The organism is Nesterenkonia sp. DZ6 (assembly GCF_022565835.1).
Classification (GTDB): domain Bacteria; phylum Actinomycetota; class Actinomycetes; order Actinomycetales; family Micrococcaceae; genus Nesterenkonia.
The window spans coordinates 1-21305 of the sequence record NZ_JAJOYW010000006.1 but is presented as its reverse complement, the minus strand read 5'-3'; the positions used below and the strand labels follow the sequence as shown (position 1 = coordinate 21305).

Sequence of the window (21305 nt, the reverse complement as noted above, 5' to 3'; positions counted from 1 at the left end):
CCCCCGCTGCGCTGGCAGCACTGAACAGCGCTTGATGCGCCGGTGCTGCTCAGGCGCGATCCCCCAGGGACCGGATGTGGTCGGGCAGCCGATCATGGGACCCGTACATGAAATGGTTCTCCATGCGCTCGGAGTACCTACTGGCCTCGGTGCTGCGCCCCACGGCCTCGGCAGTCTCGCGGATGTGCATCGGCGAGGCGCCGCAGCAGACCCCCAGGTAGTTGACCCCCAGGTCGTAGGCCTCCTTCGCGAACGCGCCGATCTCATAGCGATTGGTGTACAGCGGATCCAGCGCGGTGGGGAAGGTCCGTCCATGCGGGGACGGCACGCTGGCGCGCACATCAGTGAGGTTGAAGAAGGTGGGTTCGCTCTGCGTGGTGCGGTAGGGCACGGGCAGCCCGGCCACGTGGCAGGAGACTGCCTCCCGGATCTGGCGCAGCCACGGCATCATGGTGTCCGGGCCGCGGAAGCAGTTGAGCCCGACGACGTCGGCGCCCGCCTGCTCCAGGCGCTGACACGTCTCGACCACGCCGAGCCCGTCGGCCATCTCTTCGAAGGCCATCGGCGCGAGCGTGAGCACCACGGGAAGCCCTGAGGACCGGGCCACGTCCAGGGCCGCGAGCGCCTCCCCGGCATAGTAGAACGTCTCGCCGACGATGAGGTCTGCGCCCTCCTCCGCCGCCCAGCCCACCATCTCCTCGAACATGCCGCGCACCTCGTTCTGGCGCTGCACGTCCGCGGGGTCCCAGATGTTGGTGTTGGAGATGTTGCCGGCCACCAGGTCCCCGGGTCGGGCATCGGCGACCTCACGGGCGATGCGCAGGGCCGAGCGGTTCAACGGTTCGAGCAGGTCCTCCTTGCCGATGACCCGCATCTTCTCCCGGTGCCCGTTATAGGTGAACGCCTCGACGATGTCCGAGCCGGCGCGCTGAAAGTCCCGGTGCAGCGCGCGCAGCGCATCAGGGTGCTCGAGCGCCACCTCGGGCACGAATTCTCCTGCCGTGAGGTAGCCGCGCCGCTCAAGTTCGAAGAGGAATCCTTCGGCGCAGATGACGGGGCCTGCATCGAGGCGGTCGGTCAACGGGTTGGCGGCCATGGGGTGCTCCTTCAGCGACGGTGCGGAGCTGCATCTTCCTTCAATGATTTATGAACAATTGAACTTAATGCAACCAATTCGCCGATCATACAACAGGTGCCGCGCGGAGCCTAGTCGTTGAGGTCGTCGAACTGGGAGTGGCTCGGGCGCAGCCGTCCACCCGAGGTGGCGCCGTAGACGTGGACGTCGCCGAGCAGGGTCCAGCCCAGGTACTCGTAGAGCTCACGGCCATCACCGGTGGCCACGAGCAGGCCTTCTTCGACGTCGTGCTCATGGGCGATGGCGATCAGTGCGCGGGTCACATAGGTGCCCAGGCCCTGGCGGCGATAGTCGTCGTTGGTATAGATCCGGTCGAGGATCGCGTAATGGCCCACGGTGGCGACCCGGCCGCGGGCGGCGACCTTGTCCCCGTCGCGCACGGTAAAGAGCGTCCAGCCGTCATGGTCTTCGCGAGTGGTGGTGTACCCCTCCGGGGTGATCGGATCCTCGACGTCCTGGGTGTCCATGTCCACCACCATGAGCCTCTCCTCATCGCTGATGAGCTGGAGGCCTTCGATCGGACTCTGGCTCAGCGACTCGGCGCCGGGCTCGGCGATCACGGTCAGCAGCCGGGCGGAATCCTTGGAGACGGCGGAGGCGATCTTGCGCAGGTCGGTGTCCTGAGGGGAATAGAGTACGTACTCCCACTCGTCTGAATCTCCGGAGCGCAGAGCGGAATGAACATTGCCTTCATGGTGGACGTCATAGTCGTGAGTTCGCGCCCATCCGGTTACCCAGTGGCGGACAAGGTCATCGCTCAGCTCAGAAGTCATAGTCCGACCATACAAAGAAAAAGCAGCGCACCGTGAGAGGGCAGGACAACGAGTTCATAAAGATGTTGTTCAGAACTACCCTTGAGAGGTGAGCATGTCCCGGATCGTCCTCTATTACGCCTTCACCCCCCTCTCGGATCCCGAGGCGGTGAGGCTTTGGCAGCACACCCTCTGTCGGGAACTCGGAGTCAAGGGCCGGATCCTGATCTCCCCGCAGGGGATCAACGGCACCGTCGGCGGTGAGGTCAAGGCGGTCAAGCAGTACGTGAAGCAGACCCGGGCGTACGCCCCGTTCCGTGAGATGGCCTTCAAATGGTCTGACGGCGGGGCGGAGGACTTCCCTCGACTCTCGGTCAAGGTCCGCCCCGAGCTGGTGGCCTTCGGCGTGCCCGAGGAGATCGAGGTCGATGAGCACGGCGTCGTCGGCGGGGGTGAGCATCTGCAGCCGCAGCAGGTCCATGAGCTCGTCGAGGCGAAGCAGGCGCAAGGCGTGGAGGTCGCCTTCTTCGACGGCCGCAACGCCATGGAGGCGCAGATCGGAAAGTTCAAGAACGCTGTGGTCCCGGAGACCGAGACCACCCGGGACTTCATCGCAGAGCTGGACTCCGGCAGATACGACCACCTCAAGGACCAGCCGGTGGTGACGTACTGCACCGGCGGGATCCGCTGCGAGGTCCTCTCGGCGCTGATGCGCCGGCGCGGCTTCGAAGAGGTCTACCAGATCGACGGCGGGATCGTCCGCTACGGAGAGACCTTCGGTGATCAGGGACTCTGGGAGGGCGAGCTCTACGTCTTCGACTCCCGGATGAACACCCGCTTCTCCTCCGAGGCCAAGACCATCGGTGAATGCAGCCGCTGCGCCAGCCCGACCAGCTCCTTCTATAACTGTATGGACCGCGGATGCTCCACGCTGCAGCTCTACTGCGATGACCACCGCGACATACCGGAGACCACCCGCTGCGAGAACTGTCAGGCGCGGCTGGAGCAGGACCCCTCCGATCCCAATGCCGGTCCCCTGCAGAAGGTGCGTCGCTGATGAGCCATCTCGAGCAGCAGCATGTCATCCTGCCGGCCCCGGTCGCTGACTCCGAGCTGCTGGCCGCCCTGCGCACGGACCTGGTCTCCGCGCAGTTCACCAACGAACGTGTCACGCAGCTGCTGGGCCCCGTCGCGCTCGCCGCGCTGGAACGCGATCAGCCCGTGCCCGCAGCGCTGCGGGTCTCGGAGCTGCTGGCCGCCGAACCCGCGCCGGACCCCTGCGCCGTGCTCACCGGGCTCTGGCTGCTCGGGCTCGAGACCACCGCCGCGCAGCTGCATGCCGCCCTGCCTCAGGTCGGCGTCGACGGTCTGCGCCGCCTGAACCTGGTGCACCGAGCAGCCCCCGTGGCACCGGGGCCCCCGGCGCCCGGGGAAGGGCACGACGCCGCGCTCTACCGTCCCAGCGTGGACCTGCGGCCCTACCAGGCCGAGCAGGCTCGGGGCCTGGCCGACCTCTGGGTGGCCAGCGACCTTCCCGCCGCACAGGTGCAGGGTCCGCTGCATCCCGAGCATGTGCTCGGGATCGGCGGCGCGAGTCTGACCCTGGCGGCGAGCATCCACCGCACTCCGGTCAAGCGCGCCCTGGAGATCGGCACCGGCTGCGGAATCCAGCTGCTGCACCTGTTGGACCACGCCGAGCATGTCGTGGCCACCGATCTCAGTCAACGGGCACTGGACTTCACCGAGTTCAACCTGGCTCTCAACGCCCCCGCGCTGCGGCTGGACCCCAGAGACCTCGGTGCTCGGGTGGAGCTGGTGCAGGGCAGCCTGCTGGAACCGGTGGCCGGGCGGACATTCGACCTGATCATCTCCAATCCGCCCTTCGTCATCACCCCGCGTCCGCAGGATGAGCAGATCGACGGGCGCTATACCTACCGAGACGGCGGCCGGGCCGGCGATCTGCTCATGGCAGAGCTGATCGCCTCGCTGCCCCAGCACCTCGCCGAGTCCGGGACCGCGCAGCTGCTGGGCAACTGGGAGATCCAGGACCACGCCGCCTGGGACGCCCGACCGCGCCTGTGGTGCGAGACGTTCGGCGCGGAGGTCGATGCCTGGTTCATCCAGCGCGACCGGCAGGAAAGCTCCGCATACGCCGAGACCTGGCTGCGCGACGCCTCCACCCAGCGTGAGCCGGAGAACTACCGCCGCCGCTACGCCGAATACCTGGATGATTTCGACTCCCGCGCGGTGCTCGCGGTGGGATTCGGGATGATCTTCATCCGACGCCGCCCGGCAGATGCGGGCGCGATCACGCCCTGGCGGAGATTCGAGGAGCTCACCGGCGCGGTGGAGCGGCCGCTGGGACCGGTGATCGGGGCCACCGCGGCCCGGGCAGAAGCCGTCGCCCGGGACCCGCAGGCGGTGCTCGATGCGGTCCTCGCCGTCGCCGCAGATGTCACCGAAGAACGCCATCAGCGCTTCGGCGCCGTCCACCCGGAGGTGATCCTCGCACGTCAGGGCGCTGGGCTGCGCCGCAGTCGGGCCGTCTCCAGCGCCGCGGCGGGCCTGCTGGGAGCCGCCGACGGGGAGTATCAGGCCGCCGCGCTCGTCACCGCCGTCGCCGCTCTGATGGCGGATGAGTCCACCGATCAAGGCCAGCTTCAACAGGAGCTGCGCAGCGAAATCCTCGACCTCTACGTCGAGGGCTACCTCAGGGAGTCTTGATTCCACCGGCCTCGACGTGTTCTGCTCGCTGATATATTGAGCACTCGACGGCCAGCCCACTGCTGAGCGCCCGAGACTGCACCGCAAGAATTCCCTCAAGGAGATCAGTGCCCGAAGGCAAGAAACTCGTCATCGTCGAGTCCCCGGCGAAGTCCAAGTCCATCGCCAAGTACCTTGGCGATGATTTCATCGTGGACGCTTCCGCCGGGCATATCCGTGACCTGCCACAGCCCTCAGAGCTGCCCACTGATATGAAGAAGGGCCCCTTCAGCCGGTTCGCGGTGAACCCCGACGACGGCTTCGCGCCCTACTACGTGATCTCCGACTCCAAGAAGAAGAAGGTCACAGAGCTCAAGCGGGCCCTGAAAGACGCCTCGGAGCTCTATCTCGCCACTGACGCCGACCGCGAAGGCGAAGCCATCGCCTGGCACCTGCTGCAGGTGCTCAAGCCCAAGGTCCCGGTCTACCGGATGACCTTCACCGAGATCACCAATGAGGGCATCACTCGAGCCCTGCAGAACGTGCGTCAGATCGATGACGACCTCGTCGACGCGCAGGAGACCCGGCGCATCCTGGACCGGCTCTACGGCTACGAGATCTCCCCGGTGCTCTGGCGCAAGGTCGGCAAGGGCCTCTCCGCAGGACGCGTCCAGTCAGTGGCCACCCGACTGGTGGTCGAGCGTGAGCGTGAACGCATGGCCTTCATCCCGGCCGGCTACTGGGACCTCTCCGGGAGCTTCGCCACCGCCGCCGGTGAGGAGTTCACCGCCAAGCTCAACGCCGTCGACGGGGCCCGCGTGGCCACCGGCGCGGACTTCAACGACCGCGGCGAGCTGAAGTCCACCCGTTCCAAGACAGAGGTCAGCGTCCTGGACCGCGAAGCGGCCGAGGCCCTGGCCGAGGGTCTGACCAAGGCGGAGTTCACCGTGGATTCGGTGGAGGACAAGCCGTACTCGCGCCGTCCCCAGCCTCCCTTCATCACCTCGACGCTGCAGCAGGAAGCCTCCCGCAGGCTGCGCTTCTCCTCCCGGGCGACCATGCAGGTGGCGCAGCGGCTGTATGAGAACGGCTACATCACCTATATGCGTACCGACTCGGTGACGCTCTCCAACGAGGCGATCACCGCGGCGCGTCGGCAGATCACCGAGCTCTACGGGGCCGACCATGTGCCCGCCAGCCCGCGCCTGTACTCCAAGAAGAGCGAGACCGCGCAGGAGGCCCACGAGGCGATCCGGCCTTCCGGCGACCACTTCCGCACCCCCGGCCAGGTGGCCAAGGAGCTCTCCAAGGATGAGTTCAAGCTCTACGAGCTGATCTGGAAGCGCACCGTCGCCTCCCAGATGGAGGACGCCAAAGGCTTCACCGCCTCCGTGCGGCTCAGCGCCTCCGTCTCCGGCGGACCCAAGGCCGGCACCACCGCCACCTTCGGCGCCTCCGGCACCGTCATCACCTTCCCCGGCTTCCTGGCCGCCTACGAGGAGATCCGCGAGAGCACCTCGGAGGACGACGAGGCCAAGGCCGGCAAGGCCGATAAGCGACTGCCGAAGATCGAGACCGGCGAGAGCCTGATCGGCCGCGACGTCCAGGCCAAGGGCCATGAGACGACCCCGCCGGCCCGCTACACCGAGGCCACGATCGTCGCGGAGCTGGAGAAGCGCGAGATCGGTCGCCCCTCCACCTACGCGCCGACCATCTCGACCATCATGGACCGCGGCTACGTCACCAAGCGCGGCTCCGCGCTGATCCCCTCCTGGACCGCTTTCAGCGTGATCCGGCTGCTGGAGGAGCACTTCGGCAAATACGTGAACTACGACTTCACCGCCCGCATGGAAGAGGACCTGGACCAGATCGCGCGCGGCGAGCTCCAGCGCGAGGCCTGGCTGCAGGGCTTCTACTTCGGCGCCAAGGACGGCGTCGACGGGCTCAAGCACGTGGTGGAGAACCTCGGCGAGATCGACGCCCGGGCGATCAACTCCATCGAGATCGCCCCCGGCGTGAACCTGCGGGTGGGGCGCTACGGCCCCTATCTGGAGCGGCCGAACCCCGACGGCGTCGTCAACGCCGAGGGTGAGCTGGAGCCCCAGCGCGCCAACCTGCCCCAGGACCTGGCTCCGGACGAGCTCACCGTCGCCAAGGCCGAGGAGCTCTTCGAACAGGCCCAGTATTCAGGCCGGGTGCTCGGCACCGACCCCGAGACCGGTCGCGAGATCGTCGCCAAGGACGGTCGCTACGGCCCCTACGTCACCGAGCTCATCGAAGAGATGACCGAGGCGCAGCTCGAAGAGCATATGAAGTCGCTGCCGACCGAGTACTACAAGAACGGCAAGCCCAAGCCGAAGAAGAAGCCGGCCAAGGAGAAGCCCCGCACCGGCTCGCTGCTCTCCGACATGACCCTGGAGACGGTGACGCTGGAGCAGGCGCTGCGGCTGCTCTCGCTGCCGCGCGTGGTCGGCGCCGATGCAGACGGCGAAGAGATCACCGCCCAGAACGGCCGCTTCGGCCCGTATCTGAAGAAGGGCTCGGACTCCCGCTCGCTGGAGACCGAGGAGCAGATGTTCACCATCACCCTGGACGAGGCGAAGGCGATCTACGCCCAGCCCAAGCAGCGTGGACGCCGGGCAGCGGTTCCCCCGCTGGCCGAGTTCGGCGCCGATCCCACCTCGGAGAAGCAGGTGGTGGTCAAGGACGGCCGCTTCGGCCCCTACGTCACCGATGGTGAGACCAATGTGACAGTGCCCCGCAGCGTCTCGCTGGAGACGCTGACCAAGGAGCACGCATACTCGCTGCTGGCGGAGAAGCGCGCCGCCGGACCGAAGAAGCCCGGTGCGCCCAAGCGGGCCGCCAAGAGCACGGCGAAGAAGGCTCCGGCCAAGAAGCCCGCCGCGAAGAAGGCTCCAGCCAAGAAGACCACCGCGAAGACCGGATCCTAGTCAAGGAGTCACCTGATGCGTCTGGGCGTGCTGGATATCGGTTCGAACACCGTGCACCTGTTATTGGTGGATGCTCATCTCGGGGCCAAACCCGAGGCGTTCGCCTCCCATAAGCGACCGCTGTCCCTGGTCAGACACCTCGATGAGCACGGGGCCATCACCGAGGACGGTCAGCTCGAGCTGATCGGCTTCATCGCCGAGGCCGCCCGGTTCGCCGCGCGGCACCGGGCCGAGGATCTGCTCTCCTTCTGCACCTCAGCGCTGCGCGAGGCCGCCAACGGAGCGGCGGTCCTGCAACGGGTCGTCGCCGAGACCGGGGTGGAGCTCACCGAGCTCACCGGCGCCCAGGAATCGGCGATGACCTTCTTCGCCGCCCGGCGCTGGCGCGGCTGGAGCGCCGGGGACATCTTGAACTTCGACATCGGCGGCGGCTCCTTCGAGATCGCCTATGGGCGCGACGAGCTGCCCGCCACCGCGGTCTCGCTTCCGCTCGGCGCCGGCCGGCTCACCCGCGACTGGCTGGGCGAGGACCCGCCCAGCAAGGACCAGGTGAAGGCGCTCAAGAGCTATGTGCGTGAGGAGCTGGAGGCGGCGCGCCGCGAGTTCCCGGTCCTGAGCGGACACATCGAGGTGCTCGCCACGTCCAAGACCTTCCGCTCGCTGGCGCGCATGACCGGCGCCGCGCCCTCCGCAGAGGGTCCCTATGTTCCGCGCAGCCTGGCCCATGCCGAGCTGAAGCCGCTGGTGAAGAACCTGGCCACGATGACCGCGGCCGAGCGGGCCGAGCTGCCCGGCGTCTCCACCCTGCGTGCCCGGCAGGTCTTCGCCGGCGCACTGGTCGCTGAGCAGGCGATGAAGGTCTTCGGCATCGAGACGCTGCAGATCTGCCCCTGGGCGCTGCGTGAGGGCCTGATCCTGCGCCGGCTGGACTCCCTGGTCCGCGACGGCGCGGTGGCCGTGCCCGCCGCTCCCGGCGTCGGACACGTCAACCTCGGCCGCGAGCTGCGCAAGCCCTCCCGCGGTGAGATCCCCGGCGGTCGCACCCTGGCGACGGCGGCGGTTGAACATGCCCACTGAGGAAGTCCAGCCGCGCCCGCCTCATAAGCTTCCGCGGATCCCCGTGGCGCTCTCCACCTCTTCGGTCTACCCGATGGGGGTCGCCGAAGGCTTCTCCATCGCTGAGGACCTCGGCTATGACGGCATGGAGGTCATGGTCACCCACCGCGGGGAGTCCCAGCAGGCCTCCACGCTGAACGAGCTCTCCTGGCGCTTCGGCCTGCCGGTCATGGCCATCCACGCCCCCACTCTGCTGCTCACCCAGCAGGTCTGGGGCTCCGCCTGGGACAAGCTCAAGCGCAGCGCCGCCCTCGCCCACGAGGTGGGCGCCGGCGTGGTCGTCGCGCACCCGCCCTTCCGCTGGCAGGTCGGCTACGCCGAAGGCTTCGCCGAGGGGATCAAGGATCTGGAGGAGGAGACCGGAGTGCTCTTCGCCGTCGAGAACATGTACCCCTGGCGGGCCGGTGGTCGCGAGGCCACCATGTACCTGCCGCACTGGGACCCGGTGGATCAGCCCTACCCGCACGTCACCTGGGACTTCTCCCATGCCGCCACGGCAGAGGCCGACTCGCTCGAGGCCGTCGAGGCACTGGGACAGCGCCTGCGCCACGTGCACCTGACCGACGGCTGGTCCAACGGGTTCAAAGACGATCACCTCATCCCCGGTCAGGGGGAGCAGCGCGTGGCCGAGGCGATGGAGATGCTCGGCCGGACCGATTTCGCCGAGACCGGGTTCAACGGCGTCGTCGCTGTCGAGGTCGCCACCCGCACCGCCCGCAACGTCGGAGACCGGGAGCGCTGGCTCGCCGAGTCCCTGGCCTTCGCCCGCAGACACCTCGGTCAGGAGTGACGATGTCCACCAGCACCAGCACCAGCACCAGCACTCCCACCGCGCCGCGGATAGCGATGCTCGGCCTCGGCTCGATGAACGGCGCGATCCTCGCGGGTCTGCTGGACTCCTCGGTGGCCCCGGAGCAGGTCCAGGCCACCACACGCAGCGCCGCCACCGCCGAACAGCGCGCGACGCAGTTCGGGATCAGCGTGCTCGCCGAGCAGGACGACGCCGAGGCCAACCGCAGCGCCGCCGGGAAGGCCGACATCATCTTCCTCGGGGTCAAGCCCCATGGCATCGTCGCTCTGGCCGCAGAGATCGCGAGCACCGTGAAGCCAGGGGCCGTGGTGGTCTCCGTGGCGGCCGCGATCAGCGTGGACATGATCGAGGCGGCCCTGCCCCAGGGCCAACCTGTCATCCGGTCCATGCCGAACACCCCGCTCTCGGTGGGCCTCGGCGTGGTCGGGCTGGTCCCGGGCACCCACGTGAGCCCGCAGGACACCGAGACCGTGGCCCAGCTGCTGGGCGCCAGCGGCGCCGTCCACGTGATCGATGAGTCCCAGATCGACGCCCTCACCGGGATCTCCGGCTCCGGTCCCGCCTACGCCTTCTATCTCGCCGAGGCGATGGCAGAGGCCGGCGTGGAGCTGGGCCTGGACCGGGCGCTGGCGGCTGATCTGGCGGCGCAGACCATCTATGGCGCCGGCAAGATGCTGGTCGAGCACCAGGCTGCGGGCACCGCCGACGCCGCCGGACTGCGCCGCGCGGTCTGCTCGCCCAACGGCACCACCGAGCGTGCCATCAACGCCTTCGACGAACACGACCTGCCCGCCGCCGTGCGCGCCGCCGTCAACGCCAGCGCGCACCGGTCAGCGGAGATCACCGATGAGCTCCGCAGCGCAGACTGAACACGGCAGGGGCCGCCGGACCGGACCTCGGCTCCACCTGAAGCGGTGGATGGGGCGGCTGACCCGCACCTCGCCGGCACGTGCGGCGATGCTGATATTCGGGGTGACCATCGCGGTGTTCGCCTCACTGCTGAACATGCCCTGGGCCACCGCCTCCGGCTCCTCCGCCGCCTTCCACGAGGCGCTCTTCGTCGCCACCTCTGCGGTCACCGTCACCGGCCTGACCCCGGTGAACACCGCTGACCACTGGTCCTTCGCCGGTGAAGTGGTGATCCTGATCGGCATCCAGGTCGGTGGACTGGGCATCATCACGATCGCTGCGCTGCTGGCCATCTCGGTGACCCGCAACCTCGGGGTGCGCACCCGGCTGGTCGCGCAGGAGGGCGGAATCTCCACCGGTTCGATGGGCGAGACCGGCCAGGTGATCCGGACCGTGGTGATCGTCTCCGCGGTGGTGGAGGCGCTGCTGGCGATGGTGCTGATCCCGCGCTTCATCCATCTCAACGGCGACGTCGCCAGCGGTCTCTGGGACGGCACGTTCTATGCCATCTCGGCGTTCAACAACGCCGGCTTCGTGGCGCACTCCGAAGGTCTCGCCGGATTCGACAACGACCCGGTGGTCATCTGGACCATCATGGTCGGGGTCTTCCTGGGCAGCCTGGGCTTCCCGGTGCTTTTCATGCTCTGGCGCAACCGTTGGCACGTGCGTCGCTGGAGCCTGCACACCAAGCTCACCCTGGAGGTGACGCTGCTGCTCATGGTCATCGGTGCGGTGCTCTACGGGATCATGGAGTGGTCCAACAGCTCCACCATCGGCGACATGAGCATCGGGGAGAAGCTGCAGAACTCGCTCTTCGCCTCGGTGAACATGCGCTCCGGCGGCTTCTCGGTGGTGGAGTCGAATCTGCAGAACGCCGAGACCATGCTCGTCTCCGATGCGCTGATGTTCGCCGGCGGCGGTTCAGCCTCCACCGCCGGAGGCATCAAGGTCACCACCATCGCGGTGATCTGGCTGGCCTTCCTCGCCGAGGCCCGCGGCGACGCCGAGTCCACTGCCCACGGCCGTACCATCCCGCCGTCCGCCGTGCGGGTGGCGGTCTCGGTGGTCGCCATGGGCGCGACGCTGGTGCTCATCTCCACCGTCTGGCTGATGTACATCACCGGCCTGGACATGGGCCGTCCGCTGTATGAGTCCATCTCCGCCTTCGCGACCGTCGGGCTCACCAGCGGTCTCACCGAGGACCTGCCGCCGGAAGGGCTCTATGTGCTCGCAGCGCTGATGTTCGCCGGTCGGGTCGGGATCATCACCTTCGCCGCCTCGCTGACCGTGCGTCAGCGCAGCCGGGTCCGCTACCGCTACCCCGAGGGCCGTCCGATGATCGGCTGACCCGCTCGCCGGCTGACCCGCTGACCAGAAGGGGTCTACCCTGGAGTCAGCACTTCACGACTCGGCACTTCCTGGCCGAGCACGTTTCTTCGCGGAAAAGGACGCATTCGTGCCCAAGCTGAACCCCCAGAGCAACAAACCGGTCCTCGTCGTGGGACTGGGACGCTTCGGCATCGCGCTGAGCAACCAGCTGGTCAGCCAGAACAAAGAGGTTCTCGCGGTGGAGCAGAACCGCGGCCTGGTCCAGAAGTACGCCGATATGCTCACCCATGTGGTGGAGGCCGACGCCACCGACATCGAGGCGCTGCGACAGGTCGGCGCCCAGGAGTTCGACGCCGCCGTCGTCGGAGTCGGCACCTCCATCGAGTCCTCCGTGCTGATCGCCGCGAACCTGGTGGACCTCGGGGTCCACCAGGTCTGGGCCAAGGCCATCAACCCGACCCACGGCAAGATCCTGACCAGGATCGGGTGTCACCACGTGATCTACCCCGAGCACGACGCCGGCGTCCGGGCCGCGCATCTGGTCTCGGGTCAGATGCTGGACTTCATCAAGTTCGACGACGACTTCGCGATCGTGAAGATGCGCCCGCCGCGCGAGCTGCACGGCAAGACCATCGACCAGTGCCAGCCGCGCAGCCGGCACAAGGTCAACGTGGTGGGCGTGAAATCGCCGGGCAAGGACTTCGTCTATGCCCAGCCAGACACCCTCGTCTCCGCCGGAGACACCATCATCGTCTCCGGGGACGTCTCCCAGCTGGAGTACTTCGCCGACCACGCCTGAGGAGGCCACCGTGGGAGAACTTCCCGCCGCCGTCGTCTGGGACGAGGCGCTGCTCGAATACCGCTTCAACTCCAACCACCCCATGGATCCCGTGCGGCTGGAGCTCACCGCGAAGCTCTGCGACGAGTTCGGACTGTTCAGCGGCTCACATGTGCGGCAGCTGAAGACCGGGATCGCCTCGGACACCGTGCTGGGCACGGTCCACTCCGCCGACTACATCACCGCTGTGAAGAACGCCGCCGAGCATGGACACGCCTCCGGTGACCACGGGCTCGGCACCGAGGACACCCCGGTGTTCAGCGAGATCCACCTCGGCGCCGCCCGGATCGTCGACGGCACCCGCCAGTGCGCCCAGGCGCTGCTCGACGGCACCGCGGTCCGGGCGCTGAACTTCTCCGGCGGGATGCACCATGCCGCGAGATCCCGCGCGGGCGGCTTCTGCGTCTACAACGACTCCGCGGTCGCCATCCAGCTGCTGCTGGATCAGGGCACCCGTCGAGTGGTCTACATCGACGTGGACGCCCACCACGGGGACGGCACCCAGGACATCTTCTACGACGACCCGCGGGTGATGACCATCTCGATCCACCAGACCGGGGTCGCGCTCTACCCGGGCACCGGATTCCCCAACGAGGCCGGCGGTCCGGGGGCCGAGGGTTCGGCGGTGAACATCGCGCTGCCCGAGACCACCGGCGACGCCGGCTGGCTGCGTGCCTTCCACGCCGTCATACCTCAGCTGGTGGCCGCCTTCGAACCCGAGGTCATCGTCTCCCAGCACGGCTGTGACTCGCACCGGGACGACCCGCTCTCGGACCTGCAGCTCAGCGTGGACGCGCAGCGGCAGAGTGCCCTGGACATCGCCCACCTCGCCGACGAGCACTGTGAAGGACGCTGGATCGCCACCGGGGGAGGCGGCTACGCGGTGCACACCGTGGTCCCGCGCAGCTGGACGCACCTGACCGGCGTCATCGTCGGGGCCCCGCTGTCGCTCAAGACCGTGGTGCCCCGCTCCTGGCGGGACCATGTGCGCGAGCGGTACCAGGTCTGCGCACCCGAGACCATGGGTGATGACGCGGAGCTGTGGTGGCGCTCCTGGGAGCTCGGCTACGACCCTTCGGACGCAGTGGATCGCGCGGTGATGCAGACCCGCAAAGAGATCTTCCCGCTCTACGGACTGGACCCCTGGTTCGACTGAGGTCTGGAGTGACTGGGACCCTGTGGTCCGATCGCGACCCGGAGGGGGCGTCGATTCTGTGCCAGCACTGCGTTGCGGCTACACTGTTCCGAGACCTTTTTCTCGTTGTTTACCTACAGACAAGGACTGCACCCCATGGGCTCAGTGATCAAGAAGCGCCGCAAGCGCATGGCGAAGAAGAAGCACCGTAAACGTCTGCGGAAGACTCGTCATCAGCGCCGCAACAAGAAATAAGACTTCTTGGAAGCGCGAAGAAACCCCGGCAGCCAGCAGGCGGCCGGGGTTTCTTCGTCCCACCAGGAAGTCCTGAGAGGAGAGGGGGGTTCGTGAGCCGATCAGTCGAGGTCGAGGTGCTCACCAAGCAGGGATGCCATCTGTGCAAGGACGCGGTGGCAGTCGCCCGCGAGGCTTGCGCGGAGTTCTCCGTGGAGCTCATCGAACGTGACATCACCACCGAGAAGGAGCTGCTCGCCAGCTTCGCCGAGGAGATCCCGGTGCTGCGCATCAACGGTCAGGTCAAGGACTTCTGGCGCATCGATCCGCAGCGCCTGCGCCGACTGCTGCGGGAAGCGACCGCAGAATCCTAGCGGGACTTCCGCGCCCAGATCCGAGGAACGGGCCTGGATGAACAGAGAGGGCCCGCTTCAGAAGAAGCGGGCCCTCTCTGTTCGGGAAGCTCCAGTGCTCGCTGCGGCCCGGGGCCGCGGCGGCAAGTGGTCTCTAGTGGCCGGCGTCGTCTTCGTCGTGGTGGGCCGCGCCGCTGCCCCAGGTGTCAGGACCGTGCACGAGGTGCTCGGCCATGGACTCGTCGAAGCCGTCGGGGAGCAGGTGGCGGTACTCCGGCAGAACGCCGTCGAAGACCGAGGCGAGGATCTGCTTGGACTCGCCGTCGACGCTGACGGTGATCTCGTGCATCGCGCCGGGCTCGCCCTGGAAGGACTCCACGACGAGCTCCTCGTCGAGCTCCAGCGAGATCTTCTCCCCAGCCGGGACCGTGGTGGAGAAGGTCTCGCCGTCGGCGGTGACCTCCACCTCGGCGTCCTCGGTGCCGGTGTTGATGATCGAACCCATGGCCCGAGCGGGGTTGCCGGCCTCGTCGGTGATGAACGCCATGTGCCGGAACTTCACGTCCTCGACGTCGGCGCGGGTGCCGTCGGAGGCGGCGTACTGCTGTGTGGTGGCCTGGTAGTTGACGGCGCTGCAGCCGCTGGCGCCCAGAAGTGCGGCGGCGGCCACGGAGACCGCTGCCATGCGGCGGGTCTTATCAGCTGAGAACTTCACGTGGAGAGTCTCCTCACGGGCTTGGAGCGATACAGATCAGCTCCAGGGTACGCGGTCTTGGACCCCGGAGATTGGCGTGCGGCGCAGATGTCGTCCACGTCAGCGGAGAATCCTCTGCCCACGTGATGGTCTGGTCTGGCCCAATTCTACAGGATGTCGAAATCATTCGGCGGCGAACCCTATGTGGTGACGCGGGAGGGAATCCGGAGCGACACGCGGAGCCAATTGTGACGCGTGATAAACTTGAGTCCGGGAAAGGGGAATCATTACATGAATTTTGAGGTCGGCGAGACGGTCGTATATCCGCACCACGGTGCGGCGACGATCGAAGAAGTGAAGACCCGCACCATTCGCGGCGAAGAGAAGATGTACCTGAAGCTCCGGGTGTCTCAGGGAGACCTGACCATCGAGGTGCCAGCAGACAACGTCGACCTGGTCGGCGTGCGTGATGTCGTCGGTGCGGAGGGCCTGGAGCATGTCTTCGACGTGCTCCGTGCCGAGTACACCGAAGAGCCCACCAACTGGTCACGCCGGTACAAGGCGAACCTTGAGAAGCTCGCCTCCGGCGACGTGAACAAGGTCGCCGAGGTCGTACGTGACCTGTGGCGGCGCGAGAACGACCGCGGTCTCTCCGCGGGCGAGAAGCGCATGCTCGCCAAGGCCCGGCAGATTCTGGTCTCGGAGCTGGCTCTTGCGAAGAAGCTCGACGAGGAAGAGGCTGCGAAGCTTCTCGACGAGATCCTCGATCAGGCCCCGACTCCGGCAGAGCCAGAGAAGGTCGCAGAGTAGAGATGAGCCAGGTGGGACCACAGGTCGCACCGGCAGCCACGGTCGCTCCCGCAGGAGCGCCATCGATGAGTCGCCCGGACGCCGGGACGGGGAAACCTGTCACAGCGCGCCGGGCGCTCATCGTTGTGGCCGCCGGCAGCGGAGAGCGGCTCGGACACGGAATACCCAAGGCCTGCGTGGATCTGGGTGGTCGACCGATCCTTGCCCAGGTGCTGCAGCGCCTCCACGGGCTGAGCAGCGGTGGGCTGACGCCGGGCCGGCTGAGCCACGGGTTGGACGCCGTGGTGCTGGTGCTTCCACCGGACCGGGCCAGCTATGACCAGCTGGCCGCAGTGGGCGAGCAGTTCAGCGCCGCTGCGGGAGTCCCGGTGTTCTCCACCCGCGGGGGAGGCAGCAGGTCCTCCTCGGTGCGCGCCGGGGTGAACCATCTGCTCAGCGCCGCGGCGGCGGACTGGGACCCCGCCACCACCACGGTGCTGATCCAGGACGCCGCCCGCGCCATGACCCCGGAGCAGGTCTACGCCCGGGTCTTCGCAGCGGTGGAGGCCGGCGCCGCCGCCGTCGTCCCTGCCCTGCCGGTGACCGACACCATCAAGCGCGTGCATCCGGAGCCGGCCGCGGACAGCGGCGCCGAACGGGTGGCCGAGACCGTGCCGCGGTCTTCGCTGCGCGCGGTGCAGACCCCGCAGGGCTTCACGCTCGCGCTGCTCCAGCAGGCTTTCGAGTTCATCGGAGATCTCCCCGACGCGGAGGCGGAGGGGCTGACCGATGAGGCCATGATCGCCGAAGCGATGGGCATCGCGGTCGCCGTCGTGCCTGGCTCGGAGAGCGCCCTGAAGATCACTACTCAAGCCGATCTCGCTGCGGCGCAGGCTCTGCTGGCGAGCATCCACACCCCCGAGCAGATGAAGCCTGTGCTGCCGCGGGTGGGAATCGGCCACGATGTCCACGCCTTCGCCCCCGCCGAGGAACCACGTGACCTCTGGCTGGCCGGACTGTTCTGGCCCGGCCAGCAGGGCCTGACCGGACACTCCGACGGCGACGCAGTGGCACACGCCTGCTGCGACGCGCTGTTCAGCGCCGCAGGGCTTGGAGATCTGGGGGTGCACTTCGGCGCCGACACCATCGGCACGGCCCGACCTGAGCTCGAGGGAGCCTCCGGGGCACAGCTGCTGGCCGAGGCTGCGCGGATCCTGGCGGGGGAAGGCTTCGGGATCGGCTCCATCGCCGTGCAGTTCGTGGGCAAGCGACCCAAGTTCGGTCCACGCCGCGAGGAGGCCCAACAGGTGCTCAGCGCGGCAGCCGGAGCGCCGGTCGCGATCAGCGCCACGACCTCCGACGGACTGGGCTTCACCGGCCGCGGCGAAGGAATCCTGGCCACTGCCACCGCGGTGATCTACACGCTCTGAACCGAGGACCGGATAGGCTGACCGCGTGGCACTGCGACTTTATGACACCAAGACGGCGACCGTGCGAGATTTCGAGCCCCTTGAGCCGGGCCGGGTGTCTCTGTACTACTGCGGCGCCACCGTGCAGGGGCGCCCCCATGTGGGCCATGTGCGATCGGCCGTGGCCTTCGACATCCTGATCCGCTGGCTCGAGCACAGCGGCCTCGACGTGCTCAGCGTCCGCAACGTCACCGACATCGACGACAAGATCCTGGAGAAGTCGACGCTCTCCTACCAGCCCGAGCACACTCCCAGCGCGGAGTACCCGGCGCAGGAGCCCTGGTTCGCCCTCGCCTACCGCTTCGAGCAGGCCTTCCATCAGGCCTATGACGCCCTCGGGGTGAAGCGCCCGCGCTACGAGCCGCGCGCCACCGGGCATATGACCGAGATGTTCGCGCTGATCCAACGACTCATCGACGCCGACCACGCCTACCCCGCCCAGGACGGCTCCGGCGACGTCTACTTCGACGTCCGCTCCTGGCCCCGGTACGGGGAACTCACCCACCAGCGGGCCGAAGACATGCAGGACGCCGCTGACGCAGACGCCCGCGGCAAACGCGACCCGCGCGACTTCGCGCTGTGGAAGGGCCACAAGGAGACCGACCCGGAGACCGCCCGCTGGAACGCCCCCTGGGGCGCCGGACGGCCGGGCTGGCACGTCGAGTGCTCGGCGATGGCCACCAAGTACCTGGGCAGCACCTTCGACATCCACGGAGGGGGGCTGGACCTTCGCTTCCCCCACCACGAGAACGAGCTGGCCCAGTCGGCCGCCGCCGGTGACGGCTTCGCGCGCTTCTGGCTGCACAACGGGATGGTCACCTACGCCGGGGAGAAGATGTCCAAATCCGTGGGCAACACCATCGCCCCGGAGGAGATGCTCGCCGCAGCCAGACCCCGCGCTGTGCGCTACTTCCTGGGACAGGCGCACTACCGTTCCCAGCTGGACTACCGCCCGACCTCGTTGGACGAGGCGCAGGCCGCCGTCGAACGCATCGAGACCTTCCTGGCCCGCGCAGCCGAGAGCCTCTCCGGCCAGCAGCTGAGCGCCGACCATGGTGTTCCCGAGGCGTTCAGGGCGGCGATGAACGATGACCTCAACGTCCCGCAGGCGCTGGCGGTGCTGCATGAGACCGTGCGCGCGGGCAATATCGCGCTCGACGCCGAAGACGCCGCGCTCCTCGCCCGCAGCGCCGGGGCCGTGACCACCATGGTGGCGGTGCTCGGTCTCAGCGATGTCCCCGAATCAGGAGACGCTGGCGGCTCCCACGCGGAGACCGCCCTGAGTGAGCTGATCGAAGCCCTGCTCCACGACCGCGTAGAGGCGAAGTCCGCCAAGGACTACGCCCGCGCCGATGCTGTCCGCGACCGGCTCAGCGCAGCCGGGATCGCACTGGAAGACTCCAAAGATGGAACTCGTTGGGCGCTTGCCCGGTCGAGTTCGACCACCAGCCCCGCCACCGGGGCCAGGAAAGGCTGAACATGGCGAAAGACTCACGGCCGAAATCGGCCGCGATCCGCAGAGAGAAGAAGGGCCCCCAGACTGGTTCCGGGGGTCAGGGACGACGCGCGCTGCGCGGCAAGGGACCGACGCCGAAGGCGGAGGACCGGGTCTATCACAAGGCACACCGGCAGAAGATGCTCGCCGATCGGGCTGCCACCAAGACCAGCAGCAGCCAGCCGCGCCAGCGCGGCTCCGGCTTCGGGGCCGAAGACATGGTCGCCGGACGGAACTCCGTGCTCGAGGCGCTGCGCGAACGAGTTCCCGCCAAAGAGCTGCACGTCGCCACCGATGTGGAATCCGACGGCCGCGTCCGCGAGGCGCTGCAGTTCGCCGCCGAAGCCGGGGTCCGGGTCCGGGAGGTCACCCGCCGGCACCTGGACAACTCCACCGGCGGCGCGGTCCACCAGGGGCTGGCCCTGCTGCTGGAGCCCTACGACTACGTCGACGTGCTGGACCTGGCAGAGAACGAGCTGGAGCGCGCGGCCAAGGGCCACATCCCGCACCAGCCGCTGTTCCTGGCCTGCGACTCGATCACCGATCCGCGCAACCTCGGCGCGATGCTGCGTGCTGCCTCGGCCTTCGGCGCCCACGGCGTGCTGATCCCCGAACGGCGCAGCGCCGGCGTCACCGCCACCACGTGGAAGACCTCGGCCGGGGCCGCGGCGAGGATCCCGGTGGCACGGGCGAAGAACCTCACCCAGGCGCTCAAGGAGGCGAAGCAGCTGGGCTTCTTCGTGCTCGGACTCGACGGAGACGGAGACATCTCCCTGCAGAACATCGAACTCGCCCAGGAACCGGTGATCATCGTGGTCGGCTCCGAGGGCAAGGGGCTGTCCCGGCTGGTCCGGGAGACCTGCGACCAGATCGTCTCGATCCCGATCACCTCCGCGACCGAATCCCTCAACGCCTCCATGGCCGTGGGCATCAGCCTCTACGAGATCGCGATGCGGCGCCAGGGGGCACGTCAGTAAATGGTGAGCTTCCGAGGTGAGGAACAGTCAGGATTCCTGGATCTGGTCGGAACGTGGCTGTCCCAGCAGTCGTGGTTCCAGGCCGCACCAGGTCGCCGTGTGATCACCCGTGTCGGTGGTCTGCGGCTGCCCGCCTCGCATGGCGACCCCGACCAGGGCCTGCACCTTGAACTGCACATCTTGACCGTCGACCATTCCGCAGGGCAGGCACGCGTGGCGGTGCCGATGGCGCTGCGCACCAGACCATCGGCGCTGGCCGGCAAGACCGCCTTCATCGGACGACTCGCCACCCCCGCAGGTGACCTCTGGGTCTACGACGGGGCCAGGGATCGGGCCTTCCTCGCCGCCTGGCACGAGATGGCCCGCCGCCAGCAGGGCAGCCGCAACGGCCGTTCGCGAGGCGAGGCCTTCGCCGAGTTCGACACCTGGCCAGCCTTCACTGCCAAGCTGCAGCGCACGCCGTTGGACGCGCCGACGCCTGCCGTGGTCCGCACCGCGGTCACCATCGAGGGTGAAGTCGGCGAGACAGGCAGGACTGTCGTGGACTTCATCCGCCGACCTGACCCGCAGCGCTCAGCACCGCTGGACACGGTGCTTCGGATGACCAGGAGCGGCAGCCGCACCATGGCAGGGGTCCTGGGCGTGGTCACCGGAAGCTGGCCAGAGTCGAACCCGACCACCGGGGAGAACCGGTGGGTCACCGGGGATCTGGGTATCATCCGCGAAGCCTCAATCGCAGCCGCACCGGCCTCGGCGCTGGTCCGCACCGCCCTGCACGATGAATCAGACTTCCTCACCGAGGCCACTCGGCTGGGTCGTAGTCTGGGTGACTTCCACGCTGATCTGGCCGGAAACTTCGGGGCATACCCGCAGACGTCCCTGCAGCTGGAGATCATGAATGGCCGCGCCGCCGACGCGCTGGACCAGGCGTGGGGGCAGGTGCGCGAAGACTTCGAGGAGTCCGAGGCGACGGACCTTGCCGAGGTTGTGGAGCTCCTGACCCGAGAGCTCCGAGATGCCGAGCAGGTGATGAGCCTGCAGAAGATCCACGGTGCTCTGAGCGTGGATCGAATCCGACAGGCAGACCACGATGCAGGGTGGATCATCGACGAGGACGGCGGCATGGTCGATCACGCCCTGCCTCTGCGCGACGTGGTCTCCGTGCTCATCTCCTTGGCGGAGCTGGTGATGGAGACCTCTCAGGAGGATGCTCGCCCAGCGGCAGCCCCAGCCGACACAGCCAAGCTCGACCTTGGCCTCTGGTACGAACAAGTCACCGACGCAGTGCTGGAGGGGTACCGGAGCAGCGATGCATCACGTGCCGGAATCGAATCGGACGCCTTCCGCGCCGCGATGCTCACCGAAGCACTCGAGCTGTTCCACCGCTCGGCCGCCCGCTGGGTCTTCCAGCCATCCATGTTGCGGCCAAGCAGGACCTGAGCCTGTGACCGCGCTGGTCCGTCGGGGATGAGTCCGGGTTCGATGTGGAAACCGCCAGGTCACGGGGATCCAGGGGTGTGATGCAGGTCGCACTGGTTTTGGTTTGCGGACTCGGCGGGGCGTGTGTAAAGTTCTATCTCGTGCTCAAGGGGGCACGGCGGGAAGCTGAGGCGGA

The 21305-nt window shown here is 67.8% G+C and carries 19 protein-coding genes; 16 read left to right on the top strand and 3 right to left on the bottom strand.

All coding sequences use genetic code 11. The features are described 5' to 3' along the window. Positions 1 to 49 precede the first annotated feature (49 nt). Positions 50 to 1096 (bottom strand): homocysteine S-methyltransferase family protein, encoded by a 1047-nt coding sequence (locus tag LTH93_RS12590; protein ID WP_241471154.1) that lies wholly within the window; start codon positions 1094 to 1096, stop codon positions 50 to 52. Between the two features lie 110 nt (positions 1097 to 1206). Further along, positions 1207 to 1908, bottom strand: a complete 702-nt coding sequence (locus tag LTH93_RS12585; protein WP_241471153.1) for a GNAT family N-acetyltransferase — start codon at positions 1906 to 1908, stop codon at positions 1207 to 1209. 88 nt (positions 1909 to 1996) lie between these two features. Here LTH93_RS12585 and trhO point away from each other — a divergent pair, with 88 nt between their 5' ends. The 11 genes from trhO to LTH93_RS12530 all read left to right on the top strand — a co-directional run bounded on the left by trhO (position 1997) and on the right by LTH93_RS12530 (position 14287). Continuing rightward, on the top strand, positions 1997 to 2944 hold the full coding sequence (gene trhO, locus LTH93_RS12580; RefSeq protein ID WP_241466015.1) for an oxygen-dependent tRNA uridine(34) hydroxylase TrhO: 948 nt from the start codon (positions 1997 to 1999) through the stop codon (positions 2942 to 2944). Next, entirely contained in the window at positions 2944 to 4611 is a 1668-nt protein-coding gene (locus tag LTH93_RS12575) for a DUF7059 domain-containing protein (protein WP_241471152.1), read from the top strand. Before trhO ends, LTH93_RS12575 begins: the two co-directional genes overlap by 1 nt. Before the next feature lie 107 nt (positions 4612 to 4718). Beyond that, the gene (gene topA / locus LTH93_RS12570) at positions 4719 to 7541 is read left to right on the top strand and encodes a type I DNA topoisomerase (protein WP_241466019.1); all 2823 of its coding nucleotides are present in this window, start codon (positions 4719 to 4721) and stop codon (positions 7539 to 7541) included. A gap of 15 nt (positions 7542 to 7556) precedes the next feature. Then, complete coding sequence (locus LTH93_RS12565; RefSeq protein ID WP_241471151.1) at positions 7557 to 8618, top strand: Ppx/GppA phosphatase family protein; 1062 nt, start codon at positions 7557 to 7559, stop codon at positions 8616 to 8618. Further along, the gene (locus LTH93_RS12560) at positions 8608 to 9447 is read left to right on the top strand and encodes a sugar phosphate isomerase/epimerase family protein (protein WP_241466023.1); all 840 of its coding nucleotides are present in this window, start codon (positions 8608 to 8610) and stop codon (positions 9445 to 9447) included. Before LTH93_RS12565 ends, LTH93_RS12560 begins: the two co-directional genes overlap by 11 nt. A gap of 2 nt (positions 9448 to 9449) precedes the next feature. Beyond that, positions 9450 to 10337, top strand: a complete 888-nt coding sequence (gene proC, locus LTH93_RS12555; RefSeq protein ID WP_241466025.1) for a pyrroline-5-carboxylate reductase — start codon at positions 9450 to 9452, stop codon at positions 10335 to 10337. Further along, complete coding sequence (locus LTH93_RS12550) at positions 10315 to 11724, top strand: TrkH family potassium uptake protein (protein ID WP_241471150.1); 1410 nt, start codon at positions 10315 to 10317, stop codon at positions 11722 to 11724. Before proC ends, LTH93_RS12550 begins: the two co-directional genes overlap by 23 nt. Positions 11725 to 11833: 109 nt before the next feature. After that, on the top strand, positions 11834 to 12505 hold the full coding sequence (locus tag LTH93_RS12545) for a potassium channel family protein (protein WP_241466029.1): 672 nt from the start codon (positions 11834 to 11836) through the stop codon (positions 12503 to 12505). A 10-nt stretch (positions 12506 to 12515) separates the two neighbouring features. After that, the gene (locus LTH93_RS12540; RefSeq protein ID WP_241471149.1) at positions 12516 to 13700 is read left to right on the top strand and encodes an acetoin utilization protein AcuC; all 1185 of its coding nucleotides are present in this window, start codon (positions 12516 to 12518) and stop codon (positions 13698 to 13700) included. 135 nt (positions 13701 to 13835) lie between these two features. Continuing rightward, positions 13836 to 13934: a 30S ribosomal protein bS22 gene (locus tag LTH93_RS12535; RefSeq protein WP_081652675.1), complete on the top strand. Its 99-nt coding sequence runs from the start codon at positions 13836 to 13838 to the stop codon at positions 13932 to 13934. 92 nt (positions 13935 to 14026) lie between these two features. Beyond that, complete coding sequence (locus LTH93_RS12530; RefSeq protein WP_241471148.1) at positions 14027 to 14287, top strand: glutaredoxin family protein; 261 nt, start codon at positions 14027 to 14029, stop codon at positions 14285 to 14287. 133 nt (positions 14288 to 14420) lie between these two features. Here LTH93_RS12530 and LTH93_RS12525 read toward each other — a convergent pair whose 3' ends face one another. Further along, positions 14421 to 14981, bottom strand: coding sequence for a hypothetical protein (locus LTH93_RS12525; protein ID WP_241466035.1), 561 nt, complete (start codon positions 14979 to 14981; stop codon positions 14421 to 14423). A gap of 270 nt (positions 14982 to 15251) precedes the next feature. On the opposite strand from LTH93_RS12525, the gene LTH93_RS12520 reads away from it, so the two are divergent. From LTH93_RS12520 to LTH93_RS12500, 5 genes are all read left to right on the top strand, one after another. Then, positions 15252 to 15770 (top strand): CarD family transcriptional regulator, encoded by a 519-nt coding sequence (locus LTH93_RS12520; RefSeq protein WP_036477487.1) that lies wholly within the window; start codon positions 15252 to 15254, stop codon positions 15768 to 15770. A gap of 65 nt (positions 15771 to 15835) precedes the next feature. After that, positions 15836 to 17179: a 2-C-methyl-D-erythritol 2,4-cyclodiphosphate synthase gene (gene ispF, locus LTH93_RS12515; RefSeq protein ID WP_241471147.1), complete on the top strand. Its 1344-nt coding sequence runs from the start codon at positions 15836 to 15838 to the stop codon at positions 17177 to 17179. Between the two features lie 25 nt (positions 17180 to 17204). Continuing rightward, positions 17205 to 18695 (top strand): cysteine--tRNA ligase, encoded by a 1491-nt coding sequence (gene cysS, locus LTH93_RS12510; RefSeq protein ID WP_241466039.1) that lies wholly within the window; start codon positions 17205 to 17207, stop codon positions 18693 to 18695. A 2-nt stretch (positions 18696 to 18697) separates the two neighbouring features. Beyond that, positions 18698 to 19690 carry a 23S rRNA (guanosine(2251)-2'-O)-methyltransferase RlmB gene (gene rlmB / locus LTH93_RS12505; RefSeq protein WP_241466041.1) on the top strand — a complete coding sequence of 331 codons (993 nt, stop codon included), beginning with the start codon at positions 18698 to 18700 and terminating at the stop codon, positions 19688 to 19690. After that, positions 19691 to 21130, top strand: coding sequence for a maltokinase N-terminal cap-like domain-containing protein (locus LTH93_RS12500; RefSeq protein WP_255727611.1), 1440 nt, complete (start codon positions 19691 to 19693; stop codon positions 21128 to 21130). Positions 21131 to 21305 lie beyond the last annotated feature (175 nt).